17 protein-coding genes and 1 pseudogene are annotated in these 21,852 nt (G+C 72.7%); 12 read left to right on the forward strand and 6 right to left on the reverse strand.

The window, feature by feature from the left end; all coding sequences use genetic code 11:
* Positions 1-155: 155 nt before the first annotated feature.
* The 3 genes and pseudogenes from BLW82_RS01730 to BLW82_RS01740 form a co-directional block, all read right to left on the reverse strand.
* A pseudogene (locus tag BLW82_RS01730) lies at positions 156-1,390 on the reverse strand (MFS transporter).
* A 210-nt stretch (positions 1,391-1,600) separates the two neighbouring features.
* The gene (locus BLW82_RS01735; RefSeq protein WP_256215594.1) at positions 1,601-2,044 is read right to left on the reverse strand and encodes a Fur family transcriptional regulator; all 444 of its coding nucleotides are present in this window, start codon (positions 2,042-2,044) and stop codon (positions 1,601-1,603) included.
* Between the two features lie 71 nt (positions 2,045-2,115).
* Positions 2,116-2,322, reverse strand: a complete 207-nt coding sequence (locus tag BLW82_RS01740; RefSeq protein ID WP_177232799.1) for a DUF2180 family protein — start codon at positions 2,320-2,322, stop codon at positions 2,116-2,118.
* A 198-nt stretch (positions 2,323-2,520) separates the two neighbouring features.
* On the opposite strand from BLW82_RS01740, the gene BLW82_RS01745 reads away from it, so the two are divergent.
* From BLW82_RS01745 to BLW82_RS01780, 7 genes are all read left to right on the forward strand, one after another.
* A complete protein-coding gene (locus BLW82_RS01745) occupies positions 2,521-3,240 on the forward strand; it encodes a GntR family transcriptional regulator (RefSeq protein ID WP_093497125.1) in 720 nt (239 codons plus the stop codon).
* Positions 3,237-4,229 (forward strand): ADP-ribosylglycohydrolase family protein, encoded by a 993-nt coding sequence (locus BLW82_RS01750; RefSeq protein WP_093497126.1) that lies wholly within the window; start codon positions 3,237-3,239, stop codon positions 4,227-4,229. The genes BLW82_RS01745 and BLW82_RS01750 overlap by 4 nt, the downstream gene beginning before the upstream one ends.
* Positions 4,230-4,307: 78 nt before the next feature.
* The gene (locus tag BLW82_RS01755) at positions 4,308-5,786 is read left to right on the forward strand and encodes a purine-cytosine permease family protein (protein ID WP_093497127.1); all 1,479 of its coding nucleotides are present in this window, start codon (positions 4,308-4,310) and stop codon (positions 5,784-5,786) included.
* A complete protein-coding gene (locus BLW82_RS01760) occupies positions 5,783-6,736 on the forward strand; it encodes a PfkB family carbohydrate kinase (protein WP_093497128.1) in 954 nt (317 codons plus the stop codon). The genes BLW82_RS01755 and BLW82_RS01760 overlap by 4 nt, the downstream gene beginning before the upstream one ends.
* A gap of 146 nt (positions 6,737-6,882) precedes the next feature.
* The gene (locus BLW82_RS01765; protein WP_093497129.1) at positions 6,883-7,803 is read left to right on the forward strand and encodes an NADP-dependent oxidoreductase; all 921 of its coding nucleotides are present in this window, start codon (positions 6,883-6,885) and stop codon (positions 7,801-7,803) included.
* A gap of 66 nt (positions 7,804-7,869) precedes the next feature.
* On the forward strand, positions 7,870-8,727 hold the full coding sequence (locus tag BLW82_RS01770) for a DMT family transporter (RefSeq protein ID WP_093497130.1): 858 nt from the start codon (positions 7,870-7,872) through the stop codon (positions 8,725-8,727).
* 230 nt (positions 8,728-8,957) lie between these two features.
* The gene (locus BLW82_RS01780) at positions 8,958-9,395 is read left to right on the forward strand and encodes a universal stress protein (protein ID WP_371131279.1); all 438 of its coding nucleotides are present in this window, start codon (positions 8,958-8,960) and stop codon (positions 9,393-9,395) included.
* Between the two features lie 141 nt (positions 9,396-9,536).
* Here the strand turns inward: BLW82_RS01780 and BLW82_RS01785 are convergent, their stop codons facing one another.
* Together BLW82_RS01785 and BLW82_RS01790 are read right to left on the reverse strand one after the other, a co-directional pair.
* Positions 9,537-10,043, reverse strand: coding sequence for a MarR family winged helix-turn-helix transcriptional regulator (locus BLW82_RS01785; RefSeq protein WP_093497132.1), 507 nt, complete (start codon positions 10,041-10,043; stop codon positions 9,537-9,539).
* Between the two features lie 56 nt (positions 10,044-10,099).
* Positions 10,100-12,484 (reverse strand): ATP-binding cassette domain-containing protein, encoded by a 2,385-nt coding sequence (locus BLW82_RS01790; RefSeq protein ID WP_093497133.1) that lies wholly within the window; start codon positions 12,482-12,484, stop codon positions 10,100-10,102.
* A gap of 718 nt (positions 12,485-13,202) precedes the next feature.
* Here BLW82_RS01790 and BLW82_RS01795 point away from each other — a divergent pair.
* The 3 genes from BLW82_RS01795 (at position 13,203) to BLW82_RS01805 (ending at position 17,791) form a co-directional block, all read left to right on the forward strand.
* The gene (locus BLW82_RS01795) at positions 13,203-14,195 is read left to right on the forward strand and encodes a phospholipase D-like domain-containing protein (RefSeq protein ID WP_093497134.1); all 993 of its coding nucleotides are present in this window, start codon (positions 13,203-13,205) and stop codon (positions 14,193-14,195) included.
* A gap of 339 nt (positions 14,196-14,534) precedes the next feature.
* A complete protein-coding gene (locus tag BLW82_RS01800) occupies positions 14,535-16,565 on the forward strand; it encodes an NAD(+) synthase (protein ID WP_093497135.1) in 2,031 nt (676 codons plus the stop codon).
* Between the two features lie 614 nt (positions 16,566-17,179).
* On the forward strand, positions 17,180-17,791 hold the full coding sequence (locus BLW82_RS01805) for a hypothetical protein (protein WP_093497136.1): 612 nt from the start codon (positions 17,180-17,182) through the stop codon (positions 17,789-17,791).
* Positions 17,792-17,881: 90 nt separating this feature from the next.
* On the opposite strand, the gene BLW82_RS01810 is transcribed toward BLW82_RS01805, so the two are convergent.
* Complete coding sequence (locus BLW82_RS01810; protein WP_093497137.1) at positions 17,882-18,571, reverse strand: DUF6215 domain-containing protein; 690 nt, start codon at positions 18,569-18,571, stop codon at positions 17,882-17,884.
* Between the two features lie 165 nt (positions 18,572-18,736).
* Here BLW82_RS01810 and BLW82_RS01815 point away from each other — a divergent pair, with 165 nt between their 5' ends.
* Positions 18,737-19,447: an alpha/beta fold hydrolase gene (locus BLW82_RS01815; protein WP_093497138.1), complete on the forward strand. Its 711-nt coding sequence runs from the start codon at positions 18,737-18,739 to the stop codon at positions 19,445-19,447.
* A gap of 92 nt (positions 19,448-19,539) precedes the next feature.
* Positions 19,540-21,447 carry a glycoside hydrolase family 5 protein gene (locus BLW82_RS01820; RefSeq protein WP_093497139.1) on the forward strand — a complete coding sequence of 636 codons (1,908 nt, stop codon included), beginning with the start codon at positions 19,540-19,542 and terminating at the stop codon, positions 21,445-21,447.
* Positions 21,448-21,852: the final 405 nt, after the last annotated feature.

A 21,852-nucleotide genomic window follows, 5' to 3' on the forward strand; every position in this document is an offset into this window, starting at 1 on the left:
CTGCCATGACAACGAGTAGGTCCGGTCGCGTGACGGTGGTCAGGCGATGGGCGCCGTGACCGCGTCCGCGACGTTCCAGGCCGTGGCCGTCAAGGCGCGTTGCAGGGGAGATGGGTGGCGGGGGCAGTGGCGCCGGCCCGCCCGCGACGACGAGGTCAGCCCCGGTTCGACTCGGTCACGCCCTGGGCGGGGGCGGTGGCACGGTCAGCCTCTGTGGCTTCCTGGCCGGTGACCACCTTCGAGGGCGGTTGCCGCGGTCCAGGAGGCCGCCGGTGACGGCCAGCGCCAGGCCGGCCGCCGCGAGGGCCGCGCCGATCAGGTTGGGCGCGGCCCAGCCCCAGCCCGCCGAGATGACCAGGCCGCCGAGCCAGGCACCGGCGGCGTTGGCCATGTTGAAGGCGGAGTGGTTGGACGCCGCCGCCATCGTCGGGGCGTCCTTCGCGTTCAGCATCAGGAGCATCTGGACCGGCGTGGTGATGAGCGCGCCCATCGCGCCGATGAAGGTGACCGTCACCAGGGCCGGCACCGTGCTGTGGACGGTGAAGTAGAACGCCACCAGAGCGGCCCCCAGCAGGATGATCCCGGCGTACAGGGTGGGGCGCAGGGCGCGGTCGGTGAGCGGGCCGGCGACGAGGGTGCCGACGGTCATGCCGACGCCGTAGAGGGCGAGGACCCAGGTGGTCGAGGCGTCGGAGAGGCCCGTCAGGTGCGTCAGCATGGGGACGAGGTAGCTGTAGACGGCGAAGAAGCCGCCGAACCCGACGACGGCGGTGGCCAGGCCGATGAAGACCTGCCGGTTGCCCATCGCGCGCAGTTCCTGCCGGATGCCGGCCTGCGGGCCGCGCGGCTGGTGGGGTACGAGCAGGGCGAGGGCGAGGAGCGCCACCAGGCCTATGACGGCGACCGCGCAGTAGGCGTACCGCCACCCCAGGTGCTGGCCGAGGGCGGTGCCGGCGGGGACGCCGACGATGTTGGCGATGGTGAGGCCGAGGAAGACCCGGGAGACGGCGCGTGCCGCGCGGTCGGCGGCGACCAGCCGGGAGGCGACGACGGCGCCCACGCCGAACAGGGCGCCGTGCGGCAGTCCGGCGAGGAAGCGGGCGGCGAACAGCAGGCCGAAGTTCGGGGCGAGCGCGGACGCCGTGTTGCCGACGACGAAGAGCCCGGTCAGCAGGAGCAGCAGCCGCTTGTGGGGCACGCGGGCGCCGATGCCGGTGAGCAGGGGGGCGCCGACGACGACGCCGAGGGCGTACGCCGAGACGAGGTTGCCGGCGTGCGGCACCGACACCCCGACGCCGTCCGCGATCTGGGGCAGCAGACCCATGGTGGCGAACTCGGTGGTGCCGATGCCGAACGTGACGACGGCAAGGGCAAGCAGAGCCAGAGGCATGATGAGCGGGGGAACCTTTCGGGGACGGCGGGTCCGGGAGGGGTGGCCGACGGAACCGGACGGTTGCTTCGCCCTCCGTGGCCGGCCGTACCGAGCGCCCTTGCCCAGCCCACCCCCTTGAACGTTGCAGCTGGATGCGGCGAACGCGCATTCCTGATCAGGGTGATGAGGCGGGGTGACCTCTGTCACGTGCAGCGGTGGCGAGCGGGCCTACTGCCCCGCGGTGGCCCGCCGGCACCGCGCGCACAGTCCCCACCAGGTGATCTCGGCCTCGTCGACGGCGAATCCCCGGTCCTCGTCGGGGGTGAGGCACGGTGCCACGCCGACGCTGCAGTCGACGTCCTCGATCAGACCGCAGCGGCGGCAGACGAGATGGTGGTGGTTGTCGCCGACGCGCAGCTCGTAGCGGGCGGGTGAGCCGGCGGGCTCGATGCAGCGGACGAGCTGGGCCTTGGTCAGGTCCTCCAGCACGTTGTACAGGCCCTGCCGGGAGAGACCGCCGCCCTCGGCGCGGTCCGTGCCGATGCGGGACTCCAGGTCGGCCGCCGTGGAGTGCGGATGACCCTGCAGAGCGGTGAGAACGGCCCTGCGCTGGGCCGTGCTGCGCAGGCCCTTGCGTCTGAGCAGGTCGCTCGCAAGCTGCTCCATGGTCATGTCGCTCTCCTGCGGCACAGCGGCCGTTCCGCCCCGGGGGGACGATACAACCAGAGGTGACCCGGTCGGTTCTAGGCGGCCTCGGCCGTACGGCAGGTGCCGCAGACCAGGCGCCGGGACGGGAGGACGCTCGTCATGGGGATCACCCCGACGGGACGCTGGACGGTGGTCCGCAGGACCTGCGCGTGGTCGGCGCAGGTGAAGAGGCCGCAACGGGTGCAGGCGCCGATCCCGTTGCTCTCGTGGCGTCCCGACTGGGCGCAGTCGTAACAGTGCATGTCCTTCTCCCGATGAGGTCGGCCCCCTCGCCTCGCGCGGTGAGGTGGGGTGACGGCTGTGCACCGAAGGGCTCCCGCCACCTCGACGCGTCCACCTCGGCACATATCGACCCTAGTGCGCCAGTTTTGACAGAGTCAAATGTAGGAGGCGGGTCGGAGCCTCTGGACCGCCGGAACTTGTTCACCTACTGTCTAGACATGCCTGGACAGGTTCACAAGCATCATCGCATCGCCCGTGTGCTCGCCGACGAGATCCGAGCGGGGGTCCATGCCGACGGCAGCAGACTCCCCGGCGAGCACGCACTCACCGAGCGGTTCGGCGTCAGCCGCACCACCCTCAGGCAGGCCCTGCAGGTTCTCGGCGAGGAGGGCCTCATCGCCACCCACGCGGGCATCGGCTCGTTCGTCACCTTCGACGGGGCGCCGCTCGACAACCGCCTGGGCTGGACCCGGGCCCTGGCCGCGCAGGGCACCGAGCTCACGACGGAGATCCTCCGCTTCGAGGAGACCACCGATCCGGAGCTGGCCGCACGGCTCGCGCTCGCCTCCGACGTGTTCCTCGCCCTGGACCGGGTCAGGCGGCTGCCCGACGGGCAGGGCGTGTCGCTGGAGCGCAGCCGGGTGCCGGTCACCGAGTCCCTGGCCGGACTGCCGGAGCGCGGTCTCGACGGCGGTTCACTCAGCCGCGAGCTGATCGCGGCGGGCCGGGTCAGCGACTCCGGCGAGGGTGTGGTCTCGGTCCGCGGGCTCACGGAGGCCGAGGCGGCCGTACTGCACCGCTCCCCCGGCGAATCCTTCCTCCGCCTCGACCAGGTGTACCGGGCCGCCGACGGCTCGGTGGTCGAGCAGGTCGGCAGTCTGCTCGACCCCGCCCGCTTCGAACTGCACGTCCGCTCCGGCAACGGGGGCCGCTCGTGACCGGCCGGCTCGACCGCGCCCTGGGCGCGTTCTACGGACTCGCCCTCGGTGACGCCCTCGGGATGCCCACGCAGGTGATGTCCAGGCCGGACGTCGTACGGGTGTACGGCACCGTGACCGGCTTCGAGGCCGCCCGTCCGGACAACCCGGTCAGCGCGGGCATGCCCGCCGGGTCCGTCACCGACGACACCGACCAGGCCGTGATCGTCGGCCGGCTCCTCGTCGAGGGACACGGCCGGATCGATCCGCTGCGGCTCGCCCACGAACTGCTCGACTGGGAGAAGGAGATGAAGGCCAAGGGCTCCTTCGACCTCCTCGGCCCGTCCACCAAGGCCGCGCTGGACGCGGTCGCCCGCGGTGTCCCGCCGCACGAGGCGGGCCGCACCGGTACGACCAACGGCGCCGCGATGCGCGTCACCCCGGTGGGGATCGCCTTCGCCGCCGACCCGCTCGGCCCGTTCGTCGACCGGGTCGTCGAGTCCTGCCAGGTCACCCACGACACCACCATCGGCATCGCCGGCGCGGCCGCCGTGGCGGCGGCCGTCAGCACGGGGGTCGGCGGCGGCTCGCTCGACGAGGCCGTCACCGCCGCCGTGGCCGCCGCGCGGGCCGGCGCGCGGCGCGGGCACTGGATCGCCGGGGCGGACGTCGCCGCCCGGATCGAGTGGGCGTGGGAGCTGGTGCACGGCCTCGACGAGGCCGAGGCGCTGGACCGGGTCGTGGCGCTCGTCGGCACCAGCGTGGCGAGCCAGGAGTCGGTGCCCGCCGCGTTCGCGGTGCTCGCCCTGGCGGACGGCGACCCGTGGCGGACCGCGCTGCTCGCCGCCAACCTCGGCGGGGACAGCGACACCATCGGGGCGATCGCCGGTGCCGTAGCCGGTTCGGTCGCCGGGTTCTCCGCGCTGCCCGCCGAGGCCGTCCGCACCCTTCGCACCGTCAACTCCCTGGAGCTGGAGCCGCTGACGGCCCAGCTCCTCGCCCACCGCTGAACCGCCCCTCACCCGCGCCGGCCGGCCGGCGCCCTGCCCCGCCATCCGCTCTTCCGCACCCAGCAAGGAGGTTCCGTCATGGCCGTTTCGAAGACGAACGATCGCGTCGGTACCGTCGAGACCCGTGGGATCGAACCGGTCCCCGACAGTGAACGGCGCGGTCACGCCGGCCAGATGTTCTGGACCTGGTTCGCCGCCAACATCAGCATCCTCGGGCTGCCGCTGGGTGCCACCCTGGTGGCGTTCCGCGGCCTGGACATCTGGCAGGCGGTCCTCGTGGCCGTTCTCGGATCCTTCGGGTCCTTCGCGCTCGTCGGCGCCCTGAGCCTGGCCGGCAAGAAGGGCGGCGCCCCGGCGCTCACCCTGTCCCGTGCGGTCTTCGGGCAGCGGGGCAACGCGGGGCCGACCCTGATCACCTGGCTGAGCCGGGTCGGCTGGGAGACCATCTCCACGACCACCGCGGCCTACGCGCTGCTGGCACTCCTCGACACCGCCTTCGGGGTCCGGCAGAACACCGCGCTCACCGTGGTCTGCCTGCTGGTCTTCATCGCCTGCACGCTCCTGATCAGCGGCCTGGGCCACGCCACCATCATGTGGATCAACAAGTGGGCCACGGTCGGCTTCGGCGTCCTGAACCTGGTCGTCATGGGCTTCCTGGTCTCGACCGTCGACTGGTCCAAGGTCCTCGACGCCCCGGCGGGGCCCACCAGCGCGGTGGTCGCCGGGGTGGGCTTCATCGCCTCCGGCACGGGCATCGGCTGGGCCAACGCCGGTGCGGACTACGCCCGCTATCTGCCGCGCGCGATCCCGGGCCGGCGCCTCGTGGTGGCCTCGGCGTTCGGCGCGGGCATCCCGCTGGTGCTGCTGATCTCGCTCGGCTCGCTGCTCTCCGCGGGCGACCGGACACTCGCCGGCGCCTCCGACCCGGTCGCCGCGATCAACGCGATGCTGCCCTCCTGGATGGCGATCCCGTACCTGGTCGCGGCCTTCGGCGGGCTGCTGATGTCGAACCACCTCTCCACGTACTCGGCGGGGCTCACGATGATCACCCTCGGCCTGCGGGTGCCGCGCGCGTACGCGGTCGCGCTCGACGTCGTGCTGATGTTCGCGGGCGGTATCTACTTCATGCTGGTCGCCGACGATTTCTACGGGCCGTTCTCGACGTTCCTGACGCTGCTGGCCGTGCCCATCTCGGCCTGGATCGGAGTGATCGCGGTGGACTCGCTGCGCGGCCGCACCTACGACCCGCCGGCCCTGATGGACACCACCCGGTCCAGCGCCTACTGGTACTCGGCCGGCTTCCGGCTGCCCGCGGTCCTCGGCTGGGCGCTCGCCATCGTCGCCGGCCTGCTCTTCACCAAGGCCTCGACGAGCGCGGACGACGTCTGGTTCGCGGGGCCGCTCAGCGACACCTGGTTCGGTGTCAACGGCCTCGGCTGGGCGGTGTCGATGGCCGTCGGCGCGGCGGTGTACGGCCTGTGCGGCAGGCGCGGCACGGCCACCCCGGGGGACAGCGGCGAACCCGTCGCCGCCCGCCTCCAGGGAGCCGGCCGGTGAACCGGCGGATCGTGCTCGCCGGGAACGTGATCGCCGACGTGGTGATCGAGATTCCCGCGCTGCCCGAACGTGGCGGCGACGTGCTGGGCACGCACAGCCGGACGACCACGGGCGGCGGTTTCAACACGCTGGTGGCCGCCCGCCGGCTGGGCGCGGAGGCCGTGTACGCCGGTCTGCACGGCACCGGACCGCACGGCGACCTGGTGCGCGCGGCACTGGCCGCCGAGGAGATCGGGACGCTGCTGCCCGCCCGCACCGACCGCGACACCGGCTTCACCGTGGCCCTGGTCGACTCCGGCGGCGAACGCACCTTCGTGACCAGCTTCGGGGCCGAGGCCACCCTGGCCCCGGCCGACCTGACGGCCGTGGGGGCCCAGCTGCGCCCCGACGACCTCGTCCAGCTCTCCGGGTACGGGCTGGCCCTGCCGGGCAACGGCCCGCTGCTGTCCGGGCTGACCGCCGTACTGCCCGCCGGCAGCACCCTCTGCCTCGATCCGGGACCGCTGGTCGCCGACATCCCCGAGCATGTCCTCGCCCCTGTTCTGGCCCGCACCGACTGGCTCAGCGCCAACGCCCGCGAGGCCCGCATCATGACCGGGCACGAGGATCCCCGTACCGCGGCGGCGGCCCTCGTGCGGCGGCTGTCCCCTGGGGCGGGAGTGCTCGTCCGGGCCGACAAGGACGGCTGCTGGCTGGCCGCCCCCGGGCGGTCGCCCGTGCATGTACCGGGCTTCCCGGTCACCGCCGTGGACAGCAACGGCGCGGGCGACGCGCACGTCGGCGCGTTCCTCGCCCTGCTCGGCCAGGGGTTCGACCCGCTGACGGCCGCGCACGGCGCCAACGCGGCGGCGGCCTTCGCGGTGACCCGGCGCGGTCCCGCCACGGCGCCCGACCGGGCGGAACTGGCCGCGTTCCTGGCCGACGACCCGCTCGCCGCGCAACTCTCCTGATCCGTGGGGGACTTGACGAGACTCCGTGCCGTCACCGGGAAGACAGCCGTGCCACCGGTTCGTTGAACGCGAAGCCGCGTCCGGTGCGGCCGGCCGGGGCTCGTCGGCCAGGGCTTCTCTCTGCGAGGAAGAGCGGTGATCAGGCGATGAAGGCGGTGCGGTTCCACGCGTACGGCGGGATCGATGTGCTGCGGGTGGAGGAGGTCGAGCGGCCGGTGCCGGGTCCCGGGCAGGTGCTCGTCGAGGTCCGCGCGGCTGGGATCCAGCCCGGTGAGGTGATGATCCGCGAGGGTGCCCGGCACGGACGCTGGCCCGCTGTTTTCCCCTCCGGGCAGGGCAGCGACCTGGCCGGTGTCGTGGTCGCGGCCGGTCCCGAGGTGCGCGGCTTCGCGGTGGGCGACGAGGTCCTCGGATTCACTCACAACCGGGCGAGCCACGCGGAGTACGTCGTGGCCGAGGACGTCAATCTGGTGTCCCGTCCGGAGGGACTGCCGTGGGAGGTGGCCGGGTCGCTGTACGTGGCCGGCACCACCGCGTACGCGACCGTGTTCGCGGTCGACCCCAGGCCGGCGGAGACCGTCGTGGTCTCCGGCGCGGCCGGTGGCGTCGGGGCACTCGCCGTACAGCTCGCGCGACGGCGCGGCGCGAAAGTCGTCGGGCTGGCGAGCGAGGCGAACCACGCCTGGCTGACGGCCCACGGCGTCGTGCCGGTGGTGTACGGGCAGGGGGCGGCCGACCGGATCCGCGAGGCCGCCGGGGGCGGGGGCGTCGACGCGTTCATCGACACCTTCGGCGACGGTTACGTGGACATGGCCGTGGAGCTGGGGGTGCGGCCCGAACGGATCAACACCATCCGGGACTGGCCGGCCGCGGCCCGGGTCGGCGCCCGGACCTACGGGGAGGGGTCGGCCGCGTCCGCGGTCGTGGTCGGCGAGCTCGCACGGCTCGCCGCCCGGGGCGAGCTGGACGTGCCGATCGCCCGCGTCTACCCGCTGGAGCAGGTGCGGGAGGCGTTCCGTGACCTGGAACGCCAGCACGCCCGGGGCAAGATCGTGCTCCGGCCGTAGCGCCCGGTCCGCGGCGGCGGACGCTCCGGGGCTGAGCGGGCCGGGCGCAGCAGGCATGCTGGAACCATGATGGTGCTCGCCGTGCTCTTCGCCGTCCTGGGTGCCGTCAGCAACGCGGCGGGCACGGCTTTCCAGCGCAAGGCCGCGTCCACCGTGCCCGGCCGGAGCGGACTGCGCCTGCTGCTGGTGCTCATGCGGCGGCCGGCCTGGGCGGTCGGTATCGCCGGAGTGGCGGGGGCCGCGGTCTTCCAGGCGCTCGCCCTGGTCAACGGGCCCATGGCGCTGGTCCAGCCGCTGTTCATGCTGGAGTTGCCGTGCGCACTGCTGATCGCCGTGCCGCTGATGCATCGCAGGCCGAGTCCTGAGGGATGGCGGACGATCGCCGTGGTGGTGGCCGGACTGGCCCTGCTGCTCGCGTCGGCCGCCCCGTCCGGCGGCCGGCAGCAGGCGTCCATGCAGCGCTGGGTCCCGGTCCTCGCTCTCGCCCTCGGCGCCATCGGCGTCACCGTGCTGCTCGTACGGTCCTCGTCGTCGCCGCTGTTCCGCGCGGCGGCCCTGGCCACGGGGGCCGCGATCGGCAACGCGCTGACCGCGGCGCTCATGAAGTCGGCCACCGGACGCCTCGCCGACGACGGCCTGGCCGCTTTTCTCAGCGCCTGGCAGACCTACGGCTTCGCGCTCACCGGGATCGCGGCGCTGCTGCTCCTGGAGAACGCGCTGCAGGCCGGTCCCCTCGTCGCCTCCCAGCCCGCGCTGACCATCGGCGACGCCGCGGTGAGCCTGCTCCTCGGCGTCACCCTCTTCGACGAGTCGGTCCGCACCGGATGGTGGCTGCTGCCCGAGGTGGCCGGGGCCGGTCTGATCCTGTGGGGCGTGACCCGGCTGACCCGCGTCGTACCCCACCTCGTCGACGTCATGCGGTGAGGGGCGGGACGGTACGTCCGACGGCCGGCCGCGCCTGCGACACCGGGCGGCTCGCGGCAGATCGGTGGCTGTTGCACGGGCCGCTGTCCGGGACGCCGACGACCGGTGCGATGATCATAGGGTGGGGCTGGAAGAACTCGTTCGGCGCCGGACGCGCCGACCCGTCACGCCGTGATCCGGCGTCCCTGACCACCGAGTAGACCTTCCAGATCCCCGGAAAGGGAAACACCGTGTCCGTGTTCCAGCGCATCCTGGTCGCCGTCGATCCCAGCCCCGCCCGCCACTCCGCCGTGCGGCTGGCCGGCGAGCTGGCCCGGCTGACGAACGCCGAGGTCCGCGTCGTACACGTCATCGCCTCCGCCGCCTCCGTCACCGCGATCATGCCCCTGGAGGAGGACGCCGAGGCCAAGGCAGTCCTCGACGAGGCTCTGACGGCCCTGCGCGAACAGGGCGTCAAGGCCGGGGGAACCCTCGTCAGGGGGCTGACCACCCAGGTCGCGACCACCATCGCCGACACCGCCGAGGAGTTCGCGGCCGACCTCATCGTGCTGAGCCCCCACCACCGGAGCGCCGTCGAGGCGCTGTTCGACCCGCGGGTCAGCGACGCCGTGGCGCACCGCACCAACACGGCGATCCTGCTGGCGCCGGAGGGCCACGAGGAGGCCTGACCGGCCGCACCGGCCATCGCGCCCCCGGGGGCCCGCCGCGGATTCGTCGTCCGTGACGGGCCCCCGGGGCGCTGGAGGTGCCGCGACACGCCGGCTGCCGTCTGCGGGGCCGTTGTGGCGGTCGCGCATCCCGGCGCCGGGCTAGCGGCGGCGCCAGGGAAGTGCCTCCTGTTCGTCGGTGTCGGCGTCGATGCGCTGAAGGGCCGCGTTGACGGCCTCGCCGATGGCGGCGAACTGGGTGACCTGCTCGGGGGTGAGGGCGTCGAAGACGGCTCGGCGTACCGCCTCGACATGGCCGGGAGCCGCACGCTCCAGGAGGCTCATGCCGGCCGGGGTGAGGACCGCGTGCTGGTTACGGCGGTTGACGGGGTCCTCGCGGCGGTCGACGTAGCCGGCCTCCTGGAGGCGGGTCACGGCGTGGGTGAGCCGGCTTCTGGTGATCTTCAGCCGTTCGGCCAGCTCGGACATGGTCAGGCTGTGGTCCTCGACCGAGGACAGGTTGGCGAGGAGGGAGTAGTCGGCGTGGGTCATCCCCGCGTCGCGCCGCAGCTGGCGGTTCAGGTGGTCGGACAGGTGCGTGGAGAACTGGACGTAGGCGAGCCACGCCCGTCGTTCCTCGGGGTTCAGCCAGCGTGGCGTCGTGGTCATGGGCGCAGCCTAACCAGTGACGTTTGAATGCTCAAACCTCCGTGGACGGCGCCGGTTCAGGCCCCGACGTACTCCGCGAGGTGCTGGGCGGTGAGGGTGGAGCGGGCGGTCACCAGGTCGGCCGGGGTGCCCTCGAAGACGATGCGGCCGCCGTCGTGGCCGGCGCCCGGGCCGAGGTCGATGATCCAGTCGGCGTGGGCCATGACCGCCTGGTGGTGCTCGACGACGATCACCGACTTGCCGGAGTCGACCAGCCGGTCCAGCAGCCCCAGCAACTGCTCGACGTCGGCGAGGTGCAGGCCCGCGGTCGGCTCGTCGAGGACGTAGACGCCGCCCTTGTCGGCCATGTGCGTGGCCAGCTTGAGGCGCTGGCGCTCGCCGCCGGACAGGGTCGTGAGGGGCTGGCCGATGGTGAGGTAGCCGAGGCCGACGTCCGTGAGCCGCTGGAGGATGCGGTGGGCGGCCGGGGTGTGCGCCTCGCCCGCGGCGAAGAACTCCTCGGCCTCGGTCACCGGCATCGCCAGCACCTCGCTGATGTCCCGGCCGCCGAGCCGGTAGTCGAGGACGGACGCCTCGAACCGCTTCCCGTCGCAGTCCTCGCAGGTGGTGGCGACGCCCGCCATCATCGCCAGGTCGGTGTAGATCACACCGGCGCCGTTGCAGGTGGGGCAGGCGCCCTCGGAGTTGGAGCTGAACAGGGCCGGCTTGACGCCGTTCTCCTTGGCGAAGGCCTTGCGGATCGGGTCGAGCAGTCCGGTGTAGGTCGCCGGGTTGCTGCGCCGGGAGCCGCGGATGGCGCCCTGGTCGACGGAGACCACCCCGGCGCCGGCCGGGATCGATCCGTGCACCAGGGAGCTCTTGCCGGAGCCCGCGACCCCGGTCACGACGGCCAGGACGCCGAGCGGGATGTCGACGTCGACGCCCTGCAGGTTGTGGGTGCTCGCGCCACGGATCTCCAGCGTGCCGGTGGGCTTGCGGACCGTGTCCTTGAGGGCGGCCCGGTCGTCGAAGTGACGGCCGGTGACGGTGCCGCCCGTCCGCAGGGCCGCGACGGTGCCCTCGAAGCAGACCGTGCCGCCGCCCGCCCCGGCGCCGGGGCCGAGGTCGACGACGTGGTCGGCGATGGCGATGACCTCCGGCTTGTGCTCCACGACGAGCACCGTGTTGCCCTTGTCGCGCAGCCGCAGCAGCAGGCCGTTCATGCGCTGGATGTCGTGCGGGTGCAGGCCGGTGGTGGGCTCGTCGAAGACGTAGGTGACGTCGGTGAGCGAGGAGCCGAGGTGGCGGATCATCTTGGTGCGCTGGGCCTCGCCGCCGGAGAGCGTGCCGGCCGGCCGGTCGAGGGAGAGGTAGCCGAGGCCGATCTCGACGAACGACTCCAGGGTGTGCAGGAGCGTGGCGAGCAGCGGCGCCACCGACGGTTCGTCGAGGCCGCGCACCCAAGCGGCGAGGTCGCTGATCTGCATCGCGCAGGCGTCGGCGATGCTGACGCCGTCGATCTTCGAGGAGCGGGCACCCTCGCTGAGCCGGGTGCCGTCGCAGTCGGGGCAGGTGGCGAAGGTGACCGCCCGCTCCACGAACTCGCGGATGTGCGGCTGCATCGACTCCTTGTCCTTGGAGAGCATCGACTTCTGGATGCGCGGGATCAGACCTTCGTAGGTCATGTTGATGCCCGCGATCTTCATCCGGGTCGGCTCCCGGTGCAGGAAATCCTGCAGCTCCTTCTTCGTGAATGTACTGATCGGCTTGTCCGGGTCGAAGAAGCCGGACTCGATGTAGAGGCGGGAGTTCCAGCCGCCGCCCTTGTAGCCGGGGACGGTGATCGCGCCCTCGTTGAGGGACAGGGTCTCGTCGTAGAGCTGGGCGAGGTCGAGGTCGGTGACGGCGCCCCGGCCCTCGCAGCGCGGGCACATGCCGCCGGTGATGCTGAAGCTGCGGCGCTCCTTCACCTTCTGCCCGGCGCGTTCGACGGTGACCGCGCCGGCCCCCCTGATCGAGGCGATGTTGAAGGAGAACGCCTTGGGCGAGCCGATGTGCGGCTTGCCCAGGCGGCTGAAGAGGATGCGCAGCAGGGCGTTCGCGTCGGTGGCCGTGCCCACGGTGGAGCGCGGGTCGCCGCCCATCCGCTGCTGGTCGACGATGATCGCGGTGGTCAGTCCTTCGAGGACGTCGACCTCGGGCCGGGCCAGGTTGGGCATGAAGCCCTGGACGAACGCGGGGTAGGTCTCGTTGATCAGCCGCTGGGACTCGGCGGCGATGGTGTCGAACACCAGTGAGCTCTTGCCCGAGCCGGAGACTCCGGTGAAGACCGTCAGCCGGCGCTTCGGGATCTCGATGCTGACGTCCTTGAGGTTGTTCTCCCGCGCGCCGTGCACGCGGATCAGGCCGTGGCTGTCGGCCTCGTGCGGCGTGGACGTCGTCTTCTCGGTCTCTGTGGCCATGCTCAAACCCGTCTCCGTCTGCTGCGCGGGGTCCTTGGTCGATCGCCGCCACGCTAGCCGGGATCGGAAGCCTAACGCTTCTCCATTCCTGACCGGCTCCCGTCTGCCATCAGCCGAACCAGTGGGTGAGCGCCGTTTCGAGGGGGGATGCCGTCGGCGGTGGACCACTGAGGATGACCTTCGCCAGGGAGAGCCCGGCGACACGGCTCACCCGGTACACGCCCCACGGGATCGAGGGGTGACCGAGGCACTGCGGGAGGCCGGCGCCGATCCGCCGGCCGCGCGTCTCACGGCGGCCCAGGTGTCGTGGAGCAGCGGCAACCGGCCGGCATGAACCGCCAGGCCCTGGCGGACGGCGCGGCCGCCGCGGCCGCTACCCGCGGGCCGTCCCGGCGGCCCGCCCGGCCTACGACCTCCTCCGCGACGGCCTGGGCTCCCGGCTCGACGGCGCACGGCGGTCCCGACGTCGCCCGTCACCCGGCGGAGCCGATGACGCGGGCGGACGGGCCCGCCGTGCTCGGCTACGAAGATTTTGCGTTCTCGCGGTACGCCCATGAACCGGCCCCCACCTGCTGCGAGTCCGCAATGTCCGCCTGTACACCCCGCAGGTGGCGGTGAGTTCACCCGGCTCCCCTTCCTCGGCAGTCTACGCGCGTGGTGTCATGCCCACGCTCACCCACCCCCCACGTGAGCGTCTACTCGACTAGGAGTCACGCACATGCTGTCGAAGCTTCTCGTTCGCGCGGGTGCCGCCCTCGCGGCCACTGCGGCCGTGGTCGCCACCGCGGTCCCCGCGAGCGCCGCGAGCTACTCCGCGTTCGCCTTCTCGCTCAGCAGCGGCGAGCCCACGATCTACGGCTTCATCAACTCGGCCACCAGCTCGCTCGACATGACGATGTACGAACTGGAGGACACCACGGCCGTCAACGACCTCATAGCCCTGAAGAACAAGGGCGTCACCGTGCGGGTCGTCCTGGATCAGGCACACAAGAGCGCCGACAACTCCGCCTACACCTCCCTCACGAACGCGGGCGTGGGTGTGGTGTGGTCGCCGTCCAGCTTCGTCTACACGCACCAGAAGACCATCACGGTCGACGGCGCCAAGTCGCTCGTGCTGACCGGCAACCTGACCTCCCAGTACTACTCGACCGGCCGGGACTACGGGGTCTTCACCGACGACACCCGGGACGTCGCGGCGATCGAGAAGGTCTTCAACGCCGACTACGCCGGCACCTCCGTCACCCCCACCGACGGCGACCACCTGCTCTGGTCCCCCACCGACTCGCGCAGCCGCCTGCTGACCGTGGTCAACGCCGCGACCAGGACGCTCGACGTCGAGGAACTGGAGTTCAGCGACAGCACGGTGGTCAACGCCATCGTCGCCAGAGCCAAGGCGGGCGTGAAGGTGCGGGTCGTCCTGGAGACACCGGGCGACTACTCCAGCGAGGTCTCCTCGATCAAGGCCGCGGGCGGCACGGTCGTCGGCTACTCCGACCCCAACGGGTTCTACATCCACGCCAAGGCCATGGTCGCCGACTACGGCCTGTCCACCCAGGAGGTGGAGGCCGGCTCCATGAACGTCAGCAGCAACTCCCTGTCCAACAACCGTGAGCTGGGCATCATCCTCACGGGCACCGGGGTGGCGCAGTCGGTGGCCACGACCGTCGAGACCACGTTCAACAGCGACTACGCGGGCGGCACCGCCGCGTAGGGATCCGGTCGAGCCGGGCAGCGGCCGACCGCTGCCCGGCGGCTGGCCGGCCCACGAGGCGGAGCGGACGTTCCACCGCGTCGCGGCAGAGACCGAGGCCCCGGCCCGCCGGACAGCCGCGGTCCTGGTGGAGGCCATGCCCCTGTGAGCCCGCCGTGCGCGGCGACCCTGCCTGCGGCCCGCGCAGAATCCCTGACCAGCCCGGATCGCGCGGCGATCTATGCTGCTGGGGGCAGGAGGTTCGCCGGACGTCGAAGGAGAGAGTGCCCGGGTACGGCGACACTCCCTGTCCGGCATCCGCACCGTGTCCGTCCCGCCCGCTCTCCCGAGGAAACCCCGTTGAACTTCTGGTCGATCTATGAGCATGGCTTCGCGCGCATCGCCTCGTGCACGGGCCACACCGTCATCGCCGACCCGCACGCCAACGCCGAGGCGGTGCTGCGGCAGGCCCGCCGCTGCGCCGAGGAGGGCGTCGCGGTGGCGGTCTTCCCGGAGCTCGGCCTGACCGGCTACTCGATCGAGGACCTGCTGCTCCAGGACGCGGTGCTCGACCAGGCCGAGGAGGCCGTCGAGACGGTGCGGGCCGGTTCGGCCGGGCTGTTGCCGGTCCTCGTCGTCGGCGCCCCGCTGCGGCACCGCAACCGGGTCTACAACTGCGCGGTGTTCGTGCACCGCGGCCGGATCCTCGGGGTCGCGCCCAAGTCGTACCCGCCGAACTACCGGGAGTTCTACGAGCGGCGCCAGATCGCCGCCGGTGACGACGAGCGGGGCGGCACCATCCGGATCGGCGGCGAGAACGTGCCGTTCGGGGTGGACCTGCTCTTCGAGGCGGAGGACGTCCCCGGTCTCGTGCTGCACGCCGAGATCTGCGAGGACATGTGGGTGCCGGTGCCGCCGAGCGCGGAGGCGGCGCTGGCCGGCGCGACCGTGCTGCTCAACCTCTCGGGCAGCCCGATCACGGTCGGCCGGGCGGAGGACCGCAAGCTGCTGTGCCGCTCCGCGTCGCAGCGCTGCCTCGCCGCGTACGTCTATGCCGCGGCCGGGCTCGGCGAGTCGTCGACGGACCTGTCCTGGGACGGCCAGACCATGATCTACGAGAACGGCTCGCTGCTGGCCGAGACGGACCGGTTCCCGCTCGACGACCAGTACGCGGTGGCCGACGTCGACCTGGACCTGCTGCGGCAGGAGCGGGCCCGGATGGGCTCGTTCGACGACAACCGCCGTACCCACGCGGCCCGCACCGGCGGCTTCCGGACCGTCGCCTTCCGGCTCGACCCGCCGACGGCCGACCTGGGGCTGCGGCGCCGGGTGGAGCGCTTCCCCTTCGTCCCGGCCGACCCGCGGCGGCTCGCCCAGGACTGCTACGAGGCGTACAACATCCAGGTCGCCGCGCTCCAGCAGCGGCTGGCGGCGATCGGCGGCCCGAAGGTGGTGATCGGGGTGTCCGGCGGCCTCGACTCCACGCACGCGCTGATCGTCGCCGCCCGTGCCATGGACCGCGCGGGCCGGCCGCGCAGCGACATCCTGGCGTTCACCCTTCCGGGCTTCGCGACGGGCGAGCACACCAAGGGCAACGCGCACCGGCTGATGAACTCGCTCGGGGTGACCTCGGCCGAGCTGGACATCACACCGACCGCGCGGCTGATGCTGCGGGAGATGGGCCATCCGTTCGCCGCCGGCGAGCCGGTCTACGACGTGACCTTCGAGAACGTGCAGGCCGGGCTGCGCACCGACTACCTGTTCCGGCTGGCCAACCAGCGCGGTGGCATCGTGCTCGGCACCGGGGACCTGTCGGAGCTGGCGCTGGGCTGGTCGACGTACGGTGTCGGCGACCAGATGAGCCACTACAACGTGAACTCAGGGGTGCCGAAGACGCTGATCCAGCACCTGATCCGCTGGGTCATCAGCAGCGAGCAGTTCGACTCGGAGACCGGCAAGACCCTCGCCGCGATCCTCGACACCGAGATCAGCCCCGAGCTGGTGCCGGGTGAGGAACTGCAGTCCACCGAGTCGAAGATCGGCCCGTACGCGCTGCACGACTTCACCCTCTACCAGGTGCTCCGGCACGGGTTCCGGCCGTCGAAGATCGCCTTCCTGGCCTGGCACGCCTGGCACGACCGGGAGGCGGGCGCCTGGCCGCCCGGCTTCCCCGAGGCCGAGCGCAAGGCGTACGACCTCGCGGAGATCCGGCACTGGCTCGACTACTTCTGCCGCCGCTTCTTCGCCTTCGCCCAGTTCAAGCGCTCGGCGATGCCGAACGGGCCCAAGGTCTCGGCCGGCGGCTCGCTCTCCCCGCGCGGCGACTGGCGTGCTCCGTCGGACAGTTCGGCGAAGGCCTGGCTGCACGACCTGGCCCGCGTCCCGGAGTAGCCGCCCGCGGCACGGGCCCGGTCCGTCGGTCGCCGGCCGGTCGGACGACGAGGCAGGCGGGTGCCGCCGGCCGGTCGGATGACGAGGCAGGCGTCGGTCGCGGGTGGCTCCTCGGGGTGCTGGTCGTGGTGCGGGCCGGTCCGCCGCTTCCGGGCGGCGGGCCGCCGTGGTCGTCGTCGGATGCCGTCACGGGGCGGGCGCGGCGTCCCCGCGTGGCAGCGGTTTGTGGCCGGTGCCCCGGCCGCGGTAGGCTCGATCTTGAGCGCGGCACCCAATTCCGGGTCGCACGCGATGCGTTGGTGGTCCAAGGAAAGACGCCCCGCTTCCTGTGGGGAGATGCAGGTGCAAGGCCTGCCCGGCGCTCGATGCGAAGAGCCCCGTCCCTGATCCGTCAGGGACGGGGCTCTTCGCGTGCGGCCCGTGCCGGCTGCCGGGCGCACTCTGACGGGCGAACACCCGACCGACACCCGGACGGAGCCAAGTACCGGAACAAACCCCCTGGTCAGAGCCGTCGCCCCGACACGTTCTGGGCACGCCACGGCGGATGACCGGTTGCGGGGCCGCACCCTTTTTTCCACGGTGGGCGAAAGACAGCAGTTCTCGAAAGGAATCCCATGCGCGCCCTTGCCTCCCGCGGCCTTCTCGTCTCCCCCCTGGTCTGTGCCGCCCTGGTCCTCGGCCCGGCGGCCGCCTCCGCTGCCGCCGCCGACGCCGGCCGGGAAGGGACGGGACCCGGTGTCGCGCAGACGGCCCTGCCGCCCGGCACCGACCTCGCCACGCTCCTCGACCGGATCGACGCGATCGACCCGACACGGTACGACCCCGCCCTGACACCCCTGCTGGACACGCTGCCCGGCTTCGCCGCGGCTCAGGGCACCCGCATCGACCCGGCGCAGGCCACCGCCTACGCGAAGGCGCTGCGGGAGTGGAGCAACACCGTCCAGGAGCGGCTGCGGCACCTGGACTCCGGTGCCACCGACCGCGCGCACCGCGCCGCGCCCCGCGCCGCCGACCCCGTCTCGGACCTGGTGAACGCGATCCAGGCCGCCGTCAAGAACCTGCTCAGCGCACTGACCTCGCTCGACCTCGGCGGGGTGGTGAGCGCCGTCACCGGGCTGCTGGCCCCCATCCTCGCGGCGGTCACCGGTCTTCTCGGCGCCCTGCCCTCGCTGCCGTCGCTGCCCTCGGCGGGCAGCCTGGCCGCCACGACGACCGTCGCCCAGTGAGGACCTGACACCGCGTCGGCGCTCTCCCCGCCGCCGGGCCGGCCGGAGCTCCGGCCGGCCCGGCGGCGCGCCTGTCCGCTCCCGCGACCGTCAGTGCCCGGTCCAGCCGGGGACGGTCGGCAGTACCTGCTCCGCGACCCGCTCCAGTGCCGTGTCGTCCGGTGGCACGTCGTCCTGCCGCCAGAGCGCGACCTCGAACGTGCCCTGGCCGTCGTCCTTGCCGTGCTTGGAGACCAGGAGGCAGCGCGCGGTGCCGCCGGGGCCCGTGCTCGCCTTGCCGCCACCGAGGTTGAACCCGATGGAGATGGTCGGGCTGGAGTAGAGGACGGCGGGGTGTCCGAGAACGGTCGTCCTGCGGGCGTCGTCCATCAGGTCGCCCGCCGTGGCTACGGTCATGTGGTCGTACGACGCCGTCAGCTTCACGGAGTACGTTTCCAGGGTCACCGTCGCCTCGGGTTCGGCGATCTTCGTGCCCCCGGCGAGCGTGAGCCACTCCCCGCTGCCGTGGGCGGTCTCGGCCTGCTCGTCCGAGGTCCCCAGCAGGGCCGGCAGGTCCGGCCGGTTGAGCGCCTTGCACAGCCGGCCGCCGGAGACGTAACGGGCAGGCAGATGGTCGTCCGGGTTCGAGCAGGCCGCCGGTTCGCCCACCGCGTCCTTCTGGTGGACGAACTCCTTCTGCGCCCACAGAGCGCCCACGACGACCGCGAACAACGCCACCGCCGCGATCGCCTGAAGCCCCGGTCTGCCGTCCTTTTCGGGCTCGGCGAAGCTCTCGGTCATGTCCCCCACCCCCGCTGTGCGTCCCCTGTGCGCGCCGGAGCCTAACTGATGTTCGCGGGGAAGGCACGCGCCGCACGTACCGGTCGGTGGCAGGGGACTCCTCCGGGAGTGTTTGATGGCGGGAGCACGCTGCAGGCCGGAGGAAAAAAGGGGGGACGCGACGCGATGACCGACGGACGCGGACGGGTCGTCGAGGCGGGCGGGACTGCGCTGGTGGTGCGTCGCAGGCCGCGGGAGCGGACCCGCGCCGCGGTGCTCGTCCTGCACGGCGGACAGGAGAACGGACTCCGCCCGGCGCGCTCCTGGCAGCCGGCCGCGCTGCGCATGCGGCCCTTCGTCAGCGCGGCCGCGTCGGTCTCCTCGCCCCGCGACGTGCTGATCGGCCAGGTGCGCTACCGGTACCAGGGCTGGAACGACGACGCCGATCCGCTCCAGGACACCCTGCGCGCGCTCGACGAGCTGCGCGGCCTGGCCGGCGACGCGTCCGTGGTGCTGGTCGGCCACTCGATGGGCGGCCGGGCGGCGCTGCGCGCGGCGGCCGACCCCTCGGTGCGCGGGGTGCTCGCACTGGCCCCGTGGTGCCCGCCCGGCGACCCCGTGGACGATCTCGCCGGGACGAGGATCGTCGTCCTGCACGGGGAGCGGGACCGCACCACCGGTCCCGCCGACTCGGCCGCGTACGTGCGGCAGGCCCGCACCGCCGGCGCGCAGGCCGGGATGGTGCTGCTCAGGGGCGGGGATCACGCGATGCTCCGCCGCAGCCGTGACTGGCACCGGGCCTCGGCGGCCGCCGTCAGGCGGTTGCTGCGCCCCGAACGCGATCTGGAGGGATGGACGGCCGAGGCCTGCACGTCGGACGAGCCGCTTCTGCGCTGATCCGTGCCCTGGTAGGGTGCCTCGCCCCCATGGGGCGTTCAGCCGTACTGGACATTCACCCGCACGGGACCCCACCCGGAGGACTGCCGCCGATGCCGATCGCCCGAACGTTCCGGATTGTCGCGTACCTGACAGTCACGTTCCTGGTTCTCACCCTGTTCGGCACCGCCCCGGCCACCGCCGGTCCGCGGCCCGCGCGGTCCGCCGCGCAGACCACCGGCACCTGGCAGCCCCCGCTGTCCACACGGGGCCGGTACATCGTCGACGCCGCGGGCAACCGCTTCCGTCTCAAGTCCGCCAACTGGGACGGCGCCCAGGGCTCCTGGACGGGCAGCGGCAGCTCCGGCGATCCCGCGAACCACCACGCCGGCCAGGACTCCTACGGCATCCCCCTCGGCCTGGACCGCGCGCCCCTCTCCCAGCTCCTCAACGACTTCCAGGCACTCGGCATCAACAGCATCCGGCTGCCGTTCTCGAACGAGATGATCCACACCACGGCCCCGGTGCCGGACGTCGCGGTCACCGCCAACCCACAGCTGCGCGGCAGGACCCCGCTGGAGGTCTACGACGCCGTCGTCAGCGCCCTCACCGGCGCGGGATTCGCCGTCATCCTCAACAACCACACCAACACCTCCCGTTGGTGCTGCGGCGTCGACGGCAACGAGCGCTGGAACAGCAGCCAGTCGACCCAGCAGTGGGCCGACGACTGGGTCTTCATGGCCCGCCGCTACGCCGCCAACCCCCGGGTCGTGGGCGCCGACCTCTACAACGAGGTACGCCGTGACGTACTCGACGACCCCAACTGGGGCCTGGGCGACGGCCACGACTGGTACGCCGCGGCCCAGCTCGCCGGCGACCGCATCCTCACCGAGGCGAACCCGAATCTCCTGATCGTCGTCGAGGGCATCAACTGGACCGGCCTGCCGGTCGACGGATTCCCCCACGGCCGCCCCATGCTCACCCCCGTCCGGACCCTCTCCAACACCCTCGTCGACGCCCACAAACTGGTCTACTCGGCCCACTTCTACGGTTACACCGGCCCCCACCACAGCGGCGCCACCGGCATCGGCGAGACCAGCGACCCCCGCTATCAGGACCTGACCCGCGACGAGCTGTACCAGGCCCTCGCCGACGAGGCCTTCTTCGTCACCACGGAGGGCAGGCACTACACCGCGCCGGTCTGGATCAGCGAGTTCGGCATCGGCGCGAACGAGACGGGTACGGCCGCCCGCTCCTGGTTCGGCAACATCACCGACTACTTCGCCGACCACGACGCCGACTTCGCCTACTGGCCGCTGGTCGGCTGGGCGGGTCACGACGACTGGGCGCTGCTCGGCTACGACACCTCGGGGCACCGCTCCGGCATCCTCGACGGAGGCGACTGGCGGGCCACCGCCTGGGACCACCTCATGAACTCCGGGAGCCGCACCGGGTACGTCGAGCAGGGGGCGACCTGGCGCATGCTGTCCACGGACCACGGCGACCAGGTCGAGTCCCTGCGCGTGCGGGCGGGCGGCGACTGGGACTCGGGCGCCTACAAGGCGGTCTGCCCGGACGGGCTGCGGCTGATCGGTCTCGCGCACTCCGGCGGACGGGGTCTGTGCACCGACGTGACCGCCGGCGACCTGCGCGCCACGGGCAACGCCCAGACGGTGGTCACCGACGAGCGGTACGTCCCCGCCGGCGGCGACTGGGCGTCCGGGTACACCAAATTCCAGTGCCCGGCGGGCCAGTTCGTCATCGGCTACAGCCGCCGCGGCGAGCGGGTCTCGGCGGCCCTGTGCGCCCCCGCCCGCGCCACGCCGAAAGCCGCCGGCCGGACAGTGTGGTTCGACCGCTCCGACAACCGCCCCGCCGACGGCGCGGGCGACGACTTCGCCTACGGCGCCTACAAGGGCCAGTGTGCCGCCGACGAGCTCATCGCGGGCATCGCCTTCACCACCCGGGTGGGCAGCGCACAGGGACCGGCCGCCGTACTGTGCGTCCCGGTGCCCTCCTGAGCGGACCTCGCCGGCCGGCGCCTCGGGCAGGGCCCGGACGCTCATGGCGACGACAGCTTCGACCAGGGGGCATGCGGAGGTTCACAGGGCGCGCGCCAGTCCTCCGCCCGGTGCCGGTGCGGTCAGTTCGTCGTGGTGCGGCGGGGTGGCGGGGATCTCGGCGCCGGCCGTGAGGGTGGACTTCGGCGCCGTCGCGGACCCCGGCCAGGGTGCGGCTGCCGGGTGCGGTCAGGAACAGGAGGAGGCCACCGAGGGCCGGTCCGGCGGCGCCGACCGCCGCGGCCGGTACTCCGGCGGGGGCGAGGGAGGCGGCGGTCCCGGTGGTGCCCCGGAGCACGGCGGCCGTGAGGATCGGGAGCGGGCCGGCGAACGGGCCGGTGCGGCGAGGACGCGGGCGCAGCGCCG

The organism is Streptomyces sp. Ag109_O5-10 (genome assembly GCF_900105755.1).
GTDB lineage: Bacteria > Actinomycetota > Actinomycetes > Streptomycetales > Streptomycetaceae > Streptomyces.

What these genes read in the sequence shown, in the direction of transcription:
- BLW82_RS01735 (WP_256215594.1), bottom strand. Translation starts at nt 2,044, where the DNA reads ATGACCATGGAGCAGCTTGCGAGCGACCTGCTCAGACGCAAGGGCCTG.
- BLW82_RS01740 (WP_177232799.1), bottom strand. Translation starts at nt 2,322, where the DNA reads ATGCACTGTTACGACTGCGCCCAGTCGGGACGCCACGAGAGCAACGGG.
- BLW82_RS01745 (WP_093497125.1), top strand. Translation starts at nt 2,521, where the DNA reads ATGCCTGGACAGGTTCACAAGCATCATCGCATCGCCCGTGTGCTCGCC.
- BLW82_RS01755 (WP_093497127.1), top strand. Translation starts at nt 4,308, where the DNA reads ATGGCCGTTTCGAAGACGAACGATCGCGTCGGTACCGTCGAGACCCGT.
- BLW82_RS01765 (WP_093497129.1), top strand. Translation starts at nt 6,883, where the DNA reads ATGAAGGCGGTGCGGTTCCACGCGTACGGCGGGATCGATGTGCTGCGG.
- BLW82_RS01770 (WP_093497130.1), top strand. Translation starts at nt 7,870, where the DNA reads ATGATGGTGCTCGCCGTGCTCTTCGCCGTCCTGGGTGCCGTCAGCAAC.
- BLW82_RS01785 (WP_093497132.1), bottom strand. Translation starts at nt 10,043, where the DNA reads ATGACCACGACGCCACGCTGGCTGAACCCCGAGGAACGACGGGCGTGG.
- BLW82_RS01790 (WP_093497133.1), bottom strand. Translation starts at nt 12,484, where the DNA reads ATGGCCACAGAGACCGAGAAGACGACGTCCACGCCGCACGAGGCCGAC.
- BLW82_RS01795 (WP_093497134.1), top strand. Translation starts at nt 13,203, where the DNA reads ATGCTGTCGAAGCTTCTCGTTCGCGCGGGTGCCGCCCTCGCGGCCACT.
- BLW82_RS01805 (WP_093497136.1), top strand. Translation starts at nt 17,180, where the DNA reads ATGCGCGCCCTTGCCTCCCGCGGCCTTCTCGTCTCCCCCCTGGTCTGT.
- BLW82_RS01810 (WP_093497137.1), bottom strand. Translation starts at nt 18,571, where the DNA reads ATGACCGAGAGCTTCGCCGAGCCCGAAAAGGACGGCAGACCGGGGCTT.
- BLW82_RS01815 (WP_093497138.1), top strand. Translation starts at nt 18,737, where the DNA reads ATGACCGACGGACGCGGACGGGTCGTCGAGGCGGGCGGGACTGCGCTG.
- BLW82_RS01820 (WP_093497139.1), top strand. Translation starts at nt 19,540, where the DNA reads ATGCCGATCGCCCGAACGTTCCGGATTGTCGCGTACCTGACAGTCACG.